This window comes from Microbacterium sufflavum, from assembly GCF_023101165.1.
Classification (GTDB): Bacteria; Actinomycetota; Actinomycetes; order Actinomycetales; family Microbacteriaceae; genus Microbacterium; species Microbacterium sufflavum.
On the sequence record NZ_CP078076.1, the window covers coordinates 2,268,908 to 2,285,066 of the forward strand.

The following is a 16,159-nucleotide window of genomic DNA, read 5'->3' on the forward strand; positions in this document are numbered from 1 at the left end:
ACAGCGCACGATGCTCGACGCGCTCGGGCTCGGCGGCGCGGAGGACGGGCCCACCAGCCCGGTCGAGACGCTCATGCGCCAGGCCGTCCCCGCCTCGATCTACACGGGGCCGGAGGCCGCGGTCGCGGAGTCGCGCATCCCCGCCGCCGCGAGCGAGACCGAGGCCCTGGCCGAGCTGCGGGCGCTCGCGTCGCGCAACACGGTCCGCCGCGCGATGATCGGCCTCGGGTACTACGGCACCATCACGCCCCAGGTGATCCAGCGCAACGTGCTGGAGAACCCCTCCTGGTACACGGCTTACACGCCGTACCAGCCCGAGATCTCGCAGGGGCGCCTGGAGGCGCTCATCAACTTCCAGACGATGGTCGCCGAGCTCACCGGCCTCAGCACCGCGAACGCGTCGATGCTCGACGAGTCCACGGCCGTGGTCGAGGGGATGCTGCTCGCGCGGCGGGCCTCGAAGTCCTCGTCGAACGTGTTCGTGGTCGACGCCGACGCGCTGCCGCAGACCAGGGCCATGCTCGCGTCCCGCGCGGACGCCCTCGGTGTCGAGCTCGTGACGGTCGGCCTCGCGGCGGGCGAGGAGCTGCCGGACGAGCTGTTCGGCGTGTTCGTGCAGTACCCCGGCGCGTCCGGTCGCGTGTGGGACCCGACGGCGGTGTTCGAGGCCGCGCACCTCGCGGGTGGTCTCGCCGTGGCCGCGGCCGACCTGCTGGCACTCACACTGCTCACGGCCCCGGGGACGATGGGTGCCGACGTCGCGGTCGGCACCACGCAGCGCTTCGGCGTGCCGATGGGCTTCGGCGGACCGCACGCCGGCTACATGGCGGTGCGCTCCGGCCTCGAGCGCCAGCTGCCGGGGCGACTGGTCGGAGTGTCGGTCGATGCCGACGGCAAGCCCGCGTACCGGCTCTCGCTGCAGACGCGCGAGCAGCACATCCGCCGGGAGAAGGCCACGTCCAACATCTGCACGGCGCAGGTGCTGCTCGCGGTCATGGCTTCGATGTACGCGGTGTACCACGGCCCCGACGGGCTGCGCTCGATCGCCCAGGGCGTCGCCGGCAAGGCCACCCTGTTGCGTGACTGGCTGGTCGAGGCGGGGGCCGAGGTCGTGCACGAGCACTTCTTCGACACGCTCACGGTGCGGGTGCCTGGCGCCGCGGCGGAGCATGCCGCCCGCGCGCGCGAGGAGCACGGCATCCTGCTGCGGGTCGCCGACGCCGACACGATCGGTGTCGCGGTGGACGAGACGACGACGTTCACCGACCTGCACCGCGTGGCGCTGGTGTTCGGCGGGCCGACGGAGCGGGCGTTCGCGTTCGTCGCGGGTGTCTCGGTCGCGCTGCCGGAGGCTCTCCGCCGCGCGGACGAGTACCTCACGCACCCGGTGTTCCACGCGCACCGCAGCGAGACCGCGATGATGCGCTACCTCAAGAGCCTGTCCGACCGCGACTACGCGCTCGATCGCGGCATGATCCCGCTCGGCTCGTGCACCATGAAGCTGAACGCGGCGACCGAGATGGCGGCGATCACGTGGCCCGAGTTCGCCGGCATCCACCCGTTCGCCCCGGCGGACGACGTGCAGGGCTATCTCGAACTGATCGATCAGCTCGAGAGCTGGCTCGCCGAGATCACCGGCTACGACGCGGTGTCGCTGCAGCCGAACGCGGGGTCGCAGGGCGAGCTCGCCGGCCTGCTCGCGATCCGCGGCTACCACCACGCGAACGGCGACGCGCACCGCACGGTGTGCCTCATCCCGTCGTCGGCGCACGGCACGAACGCCGCGTCGGCCGTGCTGGCGGGCATGAAGGTCGTGGTCGTGGCCAGCGATGCGCTCGGTAACGTCGACCTCGACGACCTCCGCGCCAAGATCGCGCAGCACGCCGATGAGCTCGCTGCGCTGATGATCACGTACCCCTCGACGCACGGGGTGTACGAGGAGCAGGTGGTCGAGATCACGACGGCGGTGCACGAGGCCGGCGGTCAGGTGTACGTCGACGGCGCGAACCTCAACGCGCTTCTCGGCTACGCGCGCTTCGGCGACCTGGGCGGCGACGTCTCGCACCTCAACCTGCACAAGACGTTCGCGATCCCGCACGGCGGGGGTGGCCCCGGCATCGGCCCGGTCGCGGCGAAGGCGCACCTGGCCCCGTACCTGCCCTCGCACCCGCTGGCACAGCGCGCCGAGCATTTCGGCGGCTACACGTTCGACGGTGCGGTCATCTCGGCGGCCCCCTACGGCTCGGCGGGCATCCTGCCGATCTCGTGGGCCTACGTGCGCATGATGGGAGCCGACGGGCTGCGCCGGGCGACCGCAGCGGCCGTGCTCTCGGCGAACTACATCGCGGAGCGGCTCGGCTCGCACTTCCCCGTGCTCTACACGGGCGAGAACGGCCGGGTCGCGCACGAGTGCATCCTCGACCTGCGTCCGCTCAAGGAGGCAACGGGCATCACGGTCGACGACGTCGCCAAGCGCCTCATCGACTACGGGTTCCACGCGCCGACGATGTCGTTCCCGGTCGCCGGCACCCTGATGGTGGAGCCGACCGAGTCGGAGGACCTCGACGAGATCGAGCGGTTCATCGAGGCCATGATCATGATCAAGGCCGAGGCCGACGCGGTGGCCGCCGGACGCTGGCCGGCCGACGACAACCCGCTCGTGCACGCACCGCACACCGCGGTGTCGCTCATCGCGGGGGAGTGGACGCACGCCTACACGCGCGAGGAGGCTGCCTACCCGGTGCGCTCGCTCGTGGCAGCCAAGTACTGGCCGCCGGTGCGCCGGATCGACCAGGCGTACGGCGACCGCAACCTGGTGTGCGCGTGCCCGCCGGTGGAGGCGTTCGCCTGAGTCCCTGCTGATCCGCGGACGGCGTCGCGGTCACCTCCGGGTGGCGCGGCGCCGTCCGCGTTTCCGCATGTTTCGCGCGTGTGACGATTGGTCACCACTCAGTAACAGTTCGTTAGCCGAGTGCGTCGGCGGGCGGACTCGCGGGTTACGCTCAGGTATCCCTGCGTGCTCGACGATGCGCACGCAGAATTCCCACGTCCACAGGAGGACACAAAGTGAAGCGCAACAAGATCGCCCTGGCGGGCGTCGCGCTGTTCGCGGGTGGCGCTCTGGCGCTCGCGGGCTGCGCGGGCGGATCCGGCAACACCGGTGACGGCGGCAACGGTGGGGCCAAGGCCGACCCGGATGCCATCATCACGACGAACGGCTCGGAGCCGGAGAACCCGCTGATCCCGACCAACACGAACGAGGTCGGTGGCGGCAAGATCCTGGACGAGATCTTCGCCGGGCTCGTCTACTACGACGCCGAGGGCAAGCCGGTCAACGACATGGCCGAGGAGATCACCACCGAGGACCCGCAGCACCTCACCGTGAAGCTGAAGGAGGGCCAGACCTTCTCCAACGGCGAAGAGGTCACGGCGGACAACTTCATCAAGGCGTGGAACTACGGCGCACAGGCGGAGAACGCCCACCTCTCGAGCTACTTCTTCGAGGACATCGAGGGCTTCCAGAACACCCCCGACGTGTACGGCGCGCAGGGCGACATGTCCGGTCTGCAGCAGGTGGACGACTACACGTTCACGATCACGCTGAACAAGCCGGCCGCCGACTTCGCGCTGCGCCTCGGCTACTCGGCGTACTACCCGCTGCCCGACGTCGCGTTCGAGGACATCGACGCGTTCGGTGAGAACCCGATCGGCAACGGCCCGTACAAGCTCGACGGTGAGGGCGCCTGGCAGCACGACGTGCAGATCGACCTGGTCCGCAACGACGACTACGACGGCGGTCGCAAGGCCAAGAACGGCGGCCTGTCGATCATCTTCTACGCGACGCAGGACGCGGCATACGCCGACCTGCAGGGCAACAAGGTCGACGTCATCGACGTCATCCCGTCCGTGTCGCTGCCGACCTTCCAGGACGACCTGGGCGACCGCGCGGTGAACCAGCCGTCGGCCGTCTTCCAGTCGTTCACGATCGGTCAGTTCCTGCCGCACTTCTCCGGCGAGGAGGGCATCCTCCGTCGTCAGGCCATCTCGATGGCGTTCGACCGCGACCAGATCACCGACAAGATCTTCTTCGGCACCCGCACCACGGCCTCCGACTTCACGTCGCCGGTCATCGACGGCTGGTCCGACTCGATCAAGGGCAACGAGGTCCTGAAGTACGACCCCGAGAAGGCCAAGGAGCTGTGGGCCGAGGCCGACGCCATCTCCCCGTGGGAGGGCGAGTTCAAGATCGCCTACAACACCGACGGTGGCCACCAGGAGTGGGTCGACGCCGTGACCAACGCGATCTCCAACACGCTGGGCATCGAGGCATCGGGCGACCCGTACCCGACCTTCTCGGTCATCCGCGAGGAGATCAACAACAACAGCATCAAGACCGCTGCCCGTTCGGGTTGGCAGGCCGACTACCCCGGTCTGTACAACTTCCTCGGCCCGCTCTACGCGACCAACGCCGGCTCCAACGACGGTGACTACTCGAACCCCGAGTTCGACGCGCTGATCGCCGAGGGCATCAGCAACACCGACACCGCGGCTCAGGTCGAGGAGTTCACCAAGGCGCAGGAGATCCTGTTCAACGATCTCCCCGCGATCCCGCTGTGGTACTCCAACGTGACCGGTGGCTACGCCGACACGGTCGACAACGTCACGTTCGGCTGGAACTCGGTCCCGCTGTACTACGAGATCACGAAGGCTGCCGAATAGGCCTGACGGAGCTCGCACCCGCGAGGCGGTGACGGTTTCCGTCACCGCCTCGTCGGGTGCTCCCGTTCGGTCTGTTCGCGCCCTCCCGAAAGGGACTGCGGATGCCCAGCTATATCATCAGACGTCTTCTCCAGGTGATCCCCGTGTTCTTCGGGGCCACCCTGCTCATCTACTTCCTCGTGTTCGCCATGCCGGGCGACCCGATCCTGGCTCTGTTCGGCGATCGCACGCCCAATGAGGCTCTCGTCAACGCCCTGCGCGAGGAGTACCACCTCAACGAGCCGTTCCTGGTCCAGTACTGGTACTACATCACCGGTGTCTTCCAGGGTGACCTCGGCACGACCTTCTCCGGTCGCCCGGTCTCCGCGGTTCTCGTCGACACGCTTCCGGTCACCGGTCGGCTCGCCGTCATGGCGATCGGGATCGAGTTCACGCTCGCGATCACGATCGGCACGATCTCGGCGCTGCGCAAGGGCAAGCTGTTCGACACGACCGCCCTACTGGTCGCGCTCGTCGCCCTGGCGATCCCGATCTTCGTGCTGTGCTTCTTGGCCCAGTACTTCCTGGCGATCCAGTGGGGCTGGTTCAGCCCGACCGTCGGCTCCGACAACGACTGGGGCGGCCTCTGGCTGCCCGCCCTCGTGCTCGGGTTCAGCCTCTTCGCCGTCAGCATGCGCCTGATGCGCAGCTCGGTGATCGACACCCTCAACCAGGACTGGGTGCGCACGGCGTACAGCAAGGGACTCTCGCGCACCCGCGTGATCCCGGTGCACGTGCTGCGCAACTCCCTGCTCCCGGTCATCACCAACTCCGCCACGAACTTCGGCGTGCTCCTCGTGGGCGCGACCGTGACCGAGGGGATCTTCAACATCCCCGGTGTCGGCAACACGCTCTACCAGGCGGCGATCCGCGGTGAGGGGCCCACCGTGGTCTCCTTCGTCACGGTGTTCGTGATCCTGTACGTGCTGGTGAACCTTGTCATCGACCTGCTCTACGGTCTGCTCGACCCGAGGATCCGCTATGTCTGACCCCACCACGCAGAAGCACTACGTCGCCCCGGTCGAGACCGAGTCGATCGCCATCGATGCGGTGCGCGTCGCCGAGAAGCCCAGCAACCTGTGGCGCGACGCGTGGCGCGACCTGCGCCGTCGCCCGATGTTCTGGTTCTCGGTGCTGCTCGCCGCGCTGTTCATCGTCATGTCGTTCTGGCCGACCCTGTTCACGCAGGTCAACCCGCGCGTGTGCGACCTGATGAACAGCAACGAGGGCCCGACGCCAGGCCACCCGCTCGGGTTCAACTTCCAGGGCTGCGACATCTACGCCCGCGTCGTCTGGGGCGCCCAGACGTCGCTGTCGGTCGGTCTCATCGCCACCGTGATCTCCGCGGTGCTGGGCCTCATCATGGGTGCGCTGGCCGGTTTCTACGGCGGCTGGATCGACGCGCTCCTGTCCCGCATCGGCGACATCTTCTTCGCGATCCCCTACATCCTGGCCGCCCTGGTCGTGATGACGGTGCTCTCGGACTACCGCTCGGTCTGGACGCTCGCGCTCGCGATCGGTGGCTTCTCCTGGGCGTCCACGGCACGCGTCGTGCGCGCCGAGATCCTCCGGGTGCGGCAGGCGGACTTCGTCATGGCGTCGCGCTCGCTGGGCCAGTCCCGGTTCAAGACGCTGCTGACCCACGTGATCCCCAACGGCATCGCGCCGCTGCTGGTCGTGTCGACCCTGGGACTCGCCGCGGCGATCGTGGCGGAGGCGACCCTGTCGTTCCTCGGTGTCGGACTCGGCGGCACGGTGGTGTCGTGGGGTAACGACATCAGCCAGGCACAGGCGGCTCTGCGCATCGCCCCGATGTCGCTCATCTATCCATCGATCGCGCTCACCCTCGCGGTGCTCGCGTTCGTCGGCCTCGGCGAGCTCATCCGAGACGCCCTCGACCCGAAGGCGAGGGCCCGCCGATGAGCGACCACAACGCCGCCCAGATCCCGCTGCTGAGTGTCCGCGACCTCAAGGTCGCGTTCCGTTCGCAGGAGGGGATGCGCGAGGTCCTGCACGGTGTCACGTTCGACGTGTTCCCCGGCGAGACCGTCGCGATCGTGGGGGAGTCCGGTTCGGGCAAGTCCACCACGGCCACGGCCATCGTCGACCTGCTCCCGGGGACCGGAAAGGTCACCGGTGGATCGATCACGCTCGAGGGCCGTCCGCTCACGGGCCTGAGCCGACGCGACATCGAGGCGGTGCGCGGTCGCGACATCGGCTTCGTGCCGCAGGACCCCATGTCGAGCCTCAACCCGGTGTGGAGCATCGGCTTCCAGGTCAAGGAGGCCGTGCGCGCCAACGGCATCGCCCAGGGGCGTGCCGCTGTCAAGGCACGCACGATCGAGGTGCTGCAGCAGGCGGGTCTGGCCGATGCCGAGCGACGGCTGCACCAGTATCCGCACCAGTTCTCCGGCGGGATGCGCCAGCGCGCGCTGATCGGCATCGGTCTCGCGGCCGACCCGAAGCTCCTGATCGCCGACGAGCCGACCTCGGCCCTCGACGTGACGGTGCAGCGGGTCATCCTCGATCACATGGCCTCTCTCACGCGGGACAAGGGCACCTCGGTGCTCCTGATCACGCACGACCTCGGTCTCGCGGCCGAGCGCGCGGAGAAGATCATCGTGATGAACGGCGGCAACATCGTCGAGGCGGGGCCGAGCCGTCAGATCCTGGAGAACCCGCAGCACCCGTACACCAAGCGGCTGGTGGCCGCGGCGCCCAGTGTGGCGTCGCAGCGCATCCAGGCGGTCGTGGAGGATCGGGGGATCGAGACGCTCGAGGACCTCGCGGACATCCCGCCGACCGTCCGGGTGGCCGGTCTGACGAAGGACTACAAGATCCGCCAGGGCAACTTCCGCAGCGAGGCCTTCCGGGCGGTGGACGACGTGTCGTTCGAGATCCCGCGCGGCAAGACGCTCGCACTGGTCGGGGAGTCCGGATCGGGCAAGTCCACGGTCGCGAAGATGGTGCTCAAGCTCGAGGATCCGACCGCCGGCACGATCGAGATCGACGGCCAGGACGTGTCGGGGCTCTCGAACGCGCAGGCGTTCGGGCTCCGTCGCCGGATGCAGCCGGTGTTCCAGGACCCCTACGGCTCGCTCGACCCGCTGCGCAACATCGGCAACACGATCGCCGAGCCGCTGCAGATCCACGGCGTCGGCGACCGCGCCTCGCAGCGGGCGCGCGTGGAGGAGCTGCTGGAGCAGGTCGCCCTGCCCCAGTCCCTCGCCACGCGATACCCGAACGAGCTGTCGGGCGGTCAGCGGCAGCGCGTGGCGATCGCCCGTGCGCTCGCGCTCAAGCCCGACATCATCGTGCTCGACGAGGCGGTGTCGGCGCTCGACGTGCTGGTGCAGGACCAGATCCTGAAGCTGCTTGCCGACCTGCAGTCCGAGCTCGACCTGACGTACCTGTTCATCACCCACGACCTCGCGGTCGTGCGGGTCTCCAGCGACCTGGTGTGTGTGATGGAGAAGGGCCGCGTGGTGGAGCAGGGCACGGTCGACGAGATCTTCGCGAATCCGCAGGAGGAGTACACGGAGCGCCTGCTGCAGGCGATCCCGGGTGCGTCGATCCCTCTCGGCGGCCACTGAGCGTGGCATCGCCGGCACAGCCCGAGGACGCACGGACCTACCGTGCGTCCTCGGGCACCGTCATCCTCGTGCTCAGCGTGCTTCTGGTGCTGTTCCTGCTGGGGGACACGGTCGTCAACGGCAGCATCGTGCAGGCGCTGCTGATCGCTCCGTGGATGCTCCTCGCCCTGTGGATCGTGTACGAGATCAGCTTCGTGTCGCACGTGCGGGTGGACGCGCACGGGGCGACCGTGCAGAACCTCCTGCGCCGGACGAGCTTCGGCTGGGGGCACGTGCGCGACATCGACCTGCGCTGGCAGCTCGAGTTCGCGCTCGACGACGGCCGCACGCTCACCTCCTGGGGTGGCCCGGCCCGCGCCCGCCCGCCCCGTCAGCGTCGTGACGAGGACGCGGAGCCGCGGGTGCCCTCCGGGTTGCGGGCCCTCACCGACATCCGCGACCGCTGGTCGGAGGCGGCGGCTGCCGACGCGCCCATCCGTCGCACGTGGGACGGCCCCGCGCTGATCGCGCTCGCGGTGATCGTGCTGTGGGCCGCCGCCGCGCTCGTCGTGGTCAACCTCGGCTGAGCACCCGGCGCACCGGACTCACCCGGGCAGCCCGAACAGCTCGGGCCAGGTGGCGGCCGCCCACGGGTAGCCGACGAACACGGTCGCGTCGATGAGGAAGTGCGCCACCAGGAACGGCAGCAGTCGTCCCGTCCGCTGGTACATCCACCCGAACAGCAGCCCCATCGCGAGGTTGCCGACGAACGCCCCCGGCCCCTGGTACAGGTGGTAGGTCGCGCGGAGCACGGAGGTGGCGACGATGATCGTCCACGGCGACCAGCCGAGCTGCCGCAGCCGCGCGAAGAGGTAGCCGAGCACCACGAACTCCTCCTGCAGGGAGGCGCGGGCCGCCGCGAGCAGCAGGATCGGCACGGTCCACCAGTGGGCGTCGAGTCCCGCGGGGTTCACGGCCACGAACAGGCCGGCCGCCCGGCCGCCGAGGTAGAGCGCGAGGCCCGGCACGCCGATCGCCACCACGAGCAGCACGCCGCGGGCCACGTCGACGCCGATGCGGGTGCCGTCGAGCCCGAGCCGCCCGAGGTGCGGTCGTCGGCGCTGCCACAGCAGGAAGCACACCAGCAGCACGGGCACGAGCGAGAAGCCGATCGAGAGCAGCTGATAGACGAGGTCGAACACCTCGCGGTCGCTGCGGGACGGGTTGAGCGTCGCGGTCTGGTCGGCCAGGGGCACGTCGTCGGTCAGGCGGTAGGCCAGCTGCACGATCGCGTAGACCGCCGACTGCCCGAGCCCCAGGGCCAGCACGATCGCGATCTCCCACCACAGGCGCGCACGGCCCTCGCGGCGCGAGGACATCGGGGGAGCGGGGGTCACGGAGTCGATGCTACGACGTGCCTCGGAGATCCGATCCGGCGCGTACGTTATCCTGGAACGTCGGCTTCCCGGCGCAACCCCACACTCTTTGAGGACCCTTGTATGGCGCACGCCCTCCGCTCTGACCTCCGCAACGTCGCAATCGTCGCCCACGTCGACCACGGCAAGACCACGCTCGTCGACGCGATGCTCCGCCAGACGGGCTCCTTCGGCGAACACTCGCACGTCGAGGAGCGGGCGATGGACTCGAACGACCTCGAGCGCGAGAAGGGCATCACGATCCTCGCCAAGAACACGGCGATCACCTACAAGGGCAAGCACGCCGACGGCAAGGAGATCACGATCAACGTGATCGACACGCCCGGCCACGCCGACTTCGGCGGCGAGGTCGAGCGCGGCCTGTCCATGGTCGACGGTGTCGTGCTGCTCGTCGACGCGAGCGAGGGCCCGCTCCCGCAGACCCGCTTCGTGCTGCGCAAGGCCCTCGAGGCCAAGCTGCCGGTGATCCTGCTGGTCAACAAGACCGACCGCCCCGACGCCCGCATCGCCGAGGTCGAGGAGGAGGCGCACGACCTGCTGCTGGGTCTCGCGTCCGACCTGGTCGACGACGTGCCCGACCTCGATGTCGACGCGCTGCTCGACGTTCCGGTCGTGTACGCCTCCGGCCGTGCCGGCGCCGCCTCGCAGAACCGTCCCGCCGACGGGTCGCTGCCCGACAACGACGACCTGGAGCCGCTGTTCGAGGCGATCCTCGAGCACGTGCCCGCGCCGTCCTATGACGACGAGGCGCCGCTGCAGGCCTGGGTCACGAACCTCGACTCCAGCCCGTTCCTCGGCCGACTCGCCCTGCTGCGCGTGTTCAACGGCACGCTCAAGAAGGGCCAGACGGTCGCCTGGGTCCGCTCCGACGGCACGACCAGCAACGCCCGGATCACCGAGCTGCTGAAGACCCGCGCCCTGGAGCGCTACCCGGCCGATTCCGCGGGCCCCGGCGACATCGTCGCGATCGCCGGCTTCGAGGACATCACGATCGGCGAGACCATCGCCGACCCCGAGGACATCCGTCCGCTGCCGGCCATCACGGTCGACGACCCCGCGATCTCCATGACGATCGGCACGAACACGTCGCCGCTCATGGGCAAGGTCAAGGGGCACAAGCTCACCGCCCGCATGGTGAAGGATCGTCTGGACCGCGAGCTCATCGGCAACGTCTCGCTCAAGGTCGTCGACATCGGCCGTCCCGACGCGTGGGAGGTGCAGGGTCGCGGTGAGCTCGCGCTCGCCATCCTCGTCGAGAACATGCGTCGGGAAGGCTTCGAGCTCACGGTCGGCAAGCCGCAGGTGGTCACCAAGAAGATCGACGGCAAGGTCTACGAGCCGTTCGAGCACCTGACCATCGACACGCCGGAGGAGCACCTCGGCGCGATCACGCAGCTCCTCGCGAACCGCAAGGGCCGCATGGAGAACATGACCAACCACGGCACCGGCTGGGTGCGCATGGAGTTCGTCGTGCCCTCGCGCGGTCTCATCGGCTTCCGCAGCGAGTTCCTCACGACCACCCGCGGCACCGGCATCGCGAACGCGATCTCGCACGGGTACGAGCCGTGGGCCGGTCAGATCACGACGCGCCAGAACGGCTCGATCGTGGCCGACCGCTCCGGCGTGGTGACCCCCTTCGCGATGATCGCCCTGCAGGAGCGCATGTCGTTCTTCGTGCAGCCGACCGAAGAGGTCTACGAGGGCATGGTCATCGGCGAGAACTCGCGCGCCGACGACATGGACGTGAACATCACCAAGGAGAAGAAGCTCACCAACATGCGCTCCTCCACGGCCGACAACTTCGAGTCGATGACGCCGCCGCGGCTGCTCACGCTCGAGGAGAGCCTGGAGTTCGCGCGTGACGACGAATGCGTCGAGGTGACGCCCGAGAAGGTGCGCATCCGCAAGGTGATCCTGGACCAGACCGTCCGCGGTCGCGAGGCCTCGCGCCTGAAGCGTCAGGACGCGAACGCCTGAGGCATCCCCGCACCCTTCCGAGAGGGCCCCACGCTCCGGCGTGGGGCCCTCTTCTCATGAAAATGCCAGGTGGGGGCTAGGTCGATGACGCAGACTCGTTCACTTGCGTCCGGGGCAATCTCCCGATGAGTGTCCCGCATCGGGCGCACGACGACCCGAAAGTCGAACCTAATGCTTCAGAAGACCCGTGCGCTTCGGCGCGCCTCCGAGCTGGCTGCCGCGCGCGCCGCCGTCACCCGTACCCCGCTGCTCGTCCTGGGCACCGCGGCCGCCGCCCTCGTGGGGATCACCCTCACGGTCGGGGTGACGGCCGCCCCCGCCACCGGCACCGCGCAGCCGGCCGCGTCGGCCGCGATCACGAGCCAGGCCTTCGGTGCGGAACCGCTCACCCGCATCGCCGACGAGGCCGTGATGACGGTGTCGAAGGGGAAGGATGCGGTCGCAGCGGCGGACGCCCTGACCGCCGAGGTCTCCGCGTCCGGCCTCGACGTGAGCGCTGCGGCCCCGGTGGACACGACGCCGCTCGAGGATGACCTGGAGACCCTCGACGACCGTGCGACCCTGCCCTTGCTCCTCGTGACGGTCGCGACCGAGCAGGCCGCCGTCGAGACCGAGAAGGTCGTCGCGGAGACCGCGGCGCTGCAGCAGGCGTACACGGCGGCGCAGGAGCAGAAGGCCGCGGAGGAGGCGGCGCGCGTCGCCGCCGAGCAGGCCGCTGCGGCCGCCGCCGCGCTCGCCGCGGCCAACACGGTGGACGGCGCGAAGGCGACCGCGCAGCAGATGATGGCCGACCGCTACGGCTGGGGCGGCGATCAGTTCTCCTGCCTGAACTCGCTGTGGAACAAGGAGTCGGGCTGGAACTACCGGGCGTACAACGCCGATGGCGGTGCCACCGGGATCCCGCAGGCGCTTCCCGGCAGCAAGATGGCCTCGGCCGGCGCCGACTGGCAGACCAACGCGGCCACCCAGATCGCGTGGGGCCTGAAGTACATCGCTGATGCCTACGGCACGCCCTGCAGCGCCTGGGGCCACTCGCAGGCGATGAACTGGTACTGAGCCCGAGCGGGCCGGAGGTCACGCACCGTGACGGGCCTATCCTGAGAGGCGGTCGAGCGCTACGGTGACTGTGACGGCTGGGGAGCGTCGCGAATCCGAGGAGGAGTGGTGCTCGATCCCGTCGCCTGGCTCGATGTCCCGCAGGAGGTCTCGACGGGCACGCTGCCCGGCTGGGAGCGCGTGGACGAGATCGTCCGGGAGGCCCACGCCCGCTATGCCGGTGAGCGCGGAGGGCGCGTGGCCGACTACATCCCGGTGCTGGCCGAGGTGGACCCCGAGCTGTTCGGTCTCGCCGTCATCGAGGTCGGCGGCGGGGTGCACGACGCCGGAGACGCGCTGCACCCGTTCTCGATCCAGTCGATCTCGAAGATGTTCGTGTACGCCCTGGCGATCCAGGAGCACGGGCACGAGCGCGTCCGCGACATCGTCGGCGTCAACAACACCGGGCTCGCGTTCAACTCGGTCGTCGCGCTGGAGCTGAACGAGGGCCATCCGCGCAACCCGATGGTCAACGCCGGCGCGATCGCGACCACGGCGCTGATGCCGGGCGCGACCGCGGTCGAACAGTGGGAACGGGTGCGGGAGGGGCTGTCGGCGTTCGCCGGACGGCCGCTGAGCCTCGACGGCGAGGTGTACGCGTCGGAGGCGGCGTCGAACGACCGCAACCGCGCCCTCGGCTGGCTGCTCAAGAGCTACGGACGCCTGGCGGGCGACCCGGACCAGATCGTCGATGTGTACACGCGGCAGTGCGCGCTGAGCGTGACGGCGCACGACCTGGCCGTCATGGGGGCGACGCTCGCCGACGGCGGCGTGAACCCGATCACGGGGGAGCGCGTGGTGACGGCGGACGTGTGCCGCGACACGCTCGCGGTCGTCGCAGCGAGCGGCCTCTACGAGAACTCCGGCGACTGGTTGTTCGAGATCGGTCTCCCGGCGAAGTCCGGTGTCGCGGGAGGGATCGTCGCGGTCTCGCCGGGCAAAGGGGCGGCTGCCGGGTTCTCGCCGCGGCTGGACGACGCGGGCAACTCCGTGCGGTCGCAGATGGCGATCGGCCATCTGTCGCGCTCGCTCGGGCTCAATCTGTTCGCCTCCGCACCCGCGCAGGCGGACGACTCGCGGAGCGGTCCCCGACCGGCGGGGAAGGAGCGATCATGACGGAGACGGTGCAGGCGCCAGCGAAGACCTCGTGGCTGCCGATGGTGAGTCTGTTCCTCGCGCAGGTGCTGATGTCGTTCAATGTGGCGGCGCTGCCCATCTCCCTGGGCGGCATGGTCGGTGAGTTCGGCGTGCCGCCGACACTCGCCAGCACCACCATCGTGATGTACGGCCTGGCGGTCGCGGCGCTCGTGATGACGGGCGCGAAGCTCGGGCAGCGCGTCGGCTGGGTGCTGATCTTCCGGGTGGTGGTCGCCCTGTTCGCCGGCTCCGCGATCATGATGCTCACCGCCCCCGGCATCTGGTGGGCGATCGCCGGTCAGGCGGTGGCCGGGGCGGCCGCGGCCATCATCGTGCCGTCCATCGTGGCGCTGATCGCCGAGAACTACCGCGGATCCCAGCAGGCCACCGCGATCGGGGCCATCGGCTCCGCCCGCGCCATCTCGGGTGTCAGCGCCTTCCTCATCGGCGGCACACTGGGCACGCTCGTCGGCTGGCGCCCGCTGTTCTTCATCGTGCTGGCGATCGCGGTCGCCGTCTTCGCCCTGAGCTTCACGCTGCGCGGCGACCGCGGCGACGCCTCCATCCGCATCGACCTCGTGGCGTCGCTCCTGATCGGCGGCGCGATCGTGCTGCTGACGCTCGGGTTCAACAACCTCAACGGCTGGGGTGCGCTGGCCGCATCGCCGGCCGCCCCGTTCAGTGTGCTGGGGCTGTCGCCGGCACCGCTGTTCATCGTGCTCGGCCTCGTGCTGGGGCAGGCGTTCTTCCTGTGGACGCGGCGGCGCATGGCGGAGGGCAAGGTACCGCTCATCGACCTCAGTGTGCTGGGGTCGTCGCGCGAGCGTGCCGCCGTCTACGCCATGTTCATCGTCGTGGGGCTCGAGGCGTGCGTGAACTTCACGATCCCGCTGTACATCCAGATCGTGCAGGGGAGGACCCCGTTCGACACGTCGTTGGCGATGATGCCGTTCAACCTCACGGTCTTCCTGACCGCGACACTGGTCGTGCGCTTCTACAAGCGCTACCCCCCGCGCACCATCGGGGTGTTCGGCTTCACCCTCACCACCGCCGCGCTCGTGTGGCTCTCGGTCGTCGTGACGAACAACTGGGAGACCGTGCCGACGATCGCGGGGCTGATCGTGTTCGGCATCGGACAGGGCGCCCTGGTCACGCTGGTGTTCAACGTGCTGGTCACGGCGGCCCCCGCGGAGCTGGCGGGCGACGTGGGCTCCCTGCGCGGCACGACGCAGAACCTCGCGTCGGCGGTGGGGACGGCTCTCGCCGGCGCGCTGCTGGTGTCGCTGCTCGCCCTGAACGTCGGTCGCGCGGTGGTCGAGCATCCGGAGCTGCCGCCGTCGCTGGTGGCGCAGGTGCCGATGGACGACGTGAACTTCATCAGCAACGACGACCTGCGCGTGGTGCTGGAGTCGACGGACGCCACGGAGGAGCAGGTGGATGCGGCGGTCGCCGTGAACGAGCAGGCGCGTCTGAGCACGCTCAAGCTCGGACTGCTGCTGCTGGCGGCGGTGAGCGCCCTGGCGATCCTCCCGGCGTCGCGGCTGCCGCAGTACCGGCCGCACGAGATCCCCGATCCGTCGCCGTCGAGCGGCTCGGACTGAGGCGGCGCTCAGCGCAGCTCGGAGATGAGGACCGCGCTCGTCCCGGGCTTGGTGGCCTCGAAGATGTGCGACACGTCTCCGGCGTACGTGAGGTAGTCGCCGGGGTCGAGCACGACGGGCTCGTCGGGCGGGCCGATGCGGGCCTGGCCCGCGATCAGGATCACGTGCTCGATCGTGCCCGGGTGGTGCGGGTCGGAACGGCGGGGGTCTCCGGGCTCGGCCTGGATCAGGTACACGTCGCGCCGGGCGCCGGGCGGGCTGGCCGAGAGGAGGGTCGCGCTGTAGGCGGCGGCGGACGAGGGCACGCCCGCGAGCTCGTCGGCGCGGATGAGCGTGGGCGCGTTGGCCTGCTGGTCGACCAGCACCGCGAAGGGCACCCCGAGGGCGACGCCCAGGGCCCACAGCGTCTCGACGCTGGGGTTGCCCGCGCCGCTCTCGAGCTGTGAGACGGTCGCCTTGGAGACGCCGGCGCGGCGGGCGAGCTCCGAGACGGACAGGCTCGCGGCCTCTCGCTCGCGGCGGAGCGTGCGGGCGAGGCGGGTGCGGAGATCCTCCATGCGTTCATCATGTCAAACGATCGTTC

Annotated in this window: 12 protein-coding genes; 10 read left to right on the top strand and 2 right to left on the bottom strand. The window is 69.6% G+C overall.

What is annotated here, in order from left to right; all coding sequences use genetic code 11:
* Positions 1–10: 10 nt before the first annotated feature.
* The 6 genes from gcvP (at position 11) to KV394_RS11080 (ending at position 8,917) form a co-directional block, all read left to right on the top strand.
* Complete coding sequence (gene gcvP, locus KV394_RS11055) at positions 11–2,851, top strand: aminomethyl-transferring glycine dehydrogenase (RefSeq protein ID WP_247982864.1); 2,841 nt, start codon at positions 11–13, stop codon at positions 2,849–2,851.
* 215 nt (positions 2,852–3,066) lie between these two features.
* On the top strand, positions 3,067–4,719 hold the full coding sequence (locus KV394_RS11060) for a peptide ABC transporter substrate-binding protein (protein WP_136028634.1): 1,653 nt from the start codon (positions 3,067–3,069) through the stop codon (positions 4,717–4,719).
* 101 nt (positions 4,720–4,820) lie between these two features.
* A complete protein-coding gene (locus KV394_RS11065; RefSeq protein WP_136028635.1) occupies positions 4,821–5,747 on the top strand; it encodes an ABC transporter permease in 927 nt (308 codons plus the stop codon).
* A complete protein-coding gene (locus tag KV394_RS11070) occupies positions 5,740–6,681 on the top strand; it encodes an ABC transporter permease (RefSeq protein WP_136028636.1) in 942 nt (313 codons plus the stop codon). The genes KV394_RS11065 and KV394_RS11070 overlap by 8 nt, the downstream gene beginning before the upstream one ends.
* Positions 6,678–8,351: a dipeptide ABC transporter ATP-binding protein gene (locus KV394_RS11075; protein ID WP_136028637.1), complete on the top strand. Its 1,674-nt coding sequence runs from the start codon at positions 6,678–6,680 to the stop codon at positions 8,349–8,351. Before KV394_RS11070 ends, KV394_RS11075 begins: the two co-directional genes overlap by 4 nt.
* Positions 8,352–8,353: 2 nt before the next feature.
* Positions 8,354–8,917: a PH domain-containing protein gene (locus KV394_RS11080; RefSeq protein WP_136028638.1), complete on the top strand. Its 564-nt coding sequence runs from the start codon at positions 8,354–8,356 to the stop codon at positions 8,915–8,917.
* A gap of 18 nt (positions 8,918–8,935) precedes the next feature.
* On the opposite strand, the gene KV394_RS11085 is transcribed toward KV394_RS11080, so the two are convergent.
* Positions 8,936–9,709, bottom strand: a complete 774-nt coding sequence (locus tag KV394_RS11085; protein WP_247982865.1) for a CPBP family intramembrane glutamic endopeptidase — start codon at positions 9,707–9,709, stop codon at positions 8,936–8,938.
* Positions 9,710–9,829: 120 nt separating this feature from the next.
* Here KV394_RS11085 and typA point away from each other — a divergent pair, with 120 nt between their 5' ends.
* The 4 genes from typA (at position 9,830) to KV394_RS11105 (ending at position 15,576) form a co-directional block, all read left to right on the top strand.
* Positions 9,830–11,743, top strand: a complete 1,914-nt coding sequence (typA, locus tag KV394_RS11090; RefSeq protein WP_136028639.1) for a translational GTPase TypA — start codon at positions 9,830–9,832, stop codon at positions 11,741–11,743.
* Positions 11,744–11,914: 171 nt separating this feature from the next.
* Positions 11,915–12,799: an aggregation-promoting factor C-terminal-like domain-containing protein gene (locus KV394_RS11095; protein WP_247981454.1), complete on the top strand. Its 885-nt coding sequence runs from the start codon at positions 11,915–11,917 to the stop codon at positions 12,797–12,799.
* Between the two features lie 108 nt (positions 12,800–12,907).
* Positions 12,908–13,954, top strand: coding sequence for a glutaminase A (gene glsA / locus KV394_RS11100; RefSeq protein ID WP_247981455.1), 1,047 nt, complete (start codon positions 12,908–12,910; stop codon positions 13,952–13,954).
* Complete coding sequence (locus tag KV394_RS11105) at positions 13,951–15,576, top strand: MFS transporter (protein ID WP_136045756.1); 1,626 nt, start codon at positions 13,951–13,953, stop codon at positions 15,574–15,576. The genes glsA and KV394_RS11105 overlap by 4 nt, the downstream gene beginning before the upstream one ends.
* A gap of 8 nt (positions 15,577–15,584) precedes the next feature.
* Here the strand turns inward: KV394_RS11105 and KV394_RS11110 are convergent, their stop codons facing one another.
* Positions 15,585–16,133: a helix-turn-helix domain-containing protein gene (locus KV394_RS11110; RefSeq protein ID WP_136036699.1), complete on the bottom strand. Its 549-nt coding sequence runs from the start codon at positions 16,131–16,133 to the stop codon at positions 15,585–15,587.
* Between the last annotated feature and the right edge of the window lie 26 nt (positions 16,134–16,159).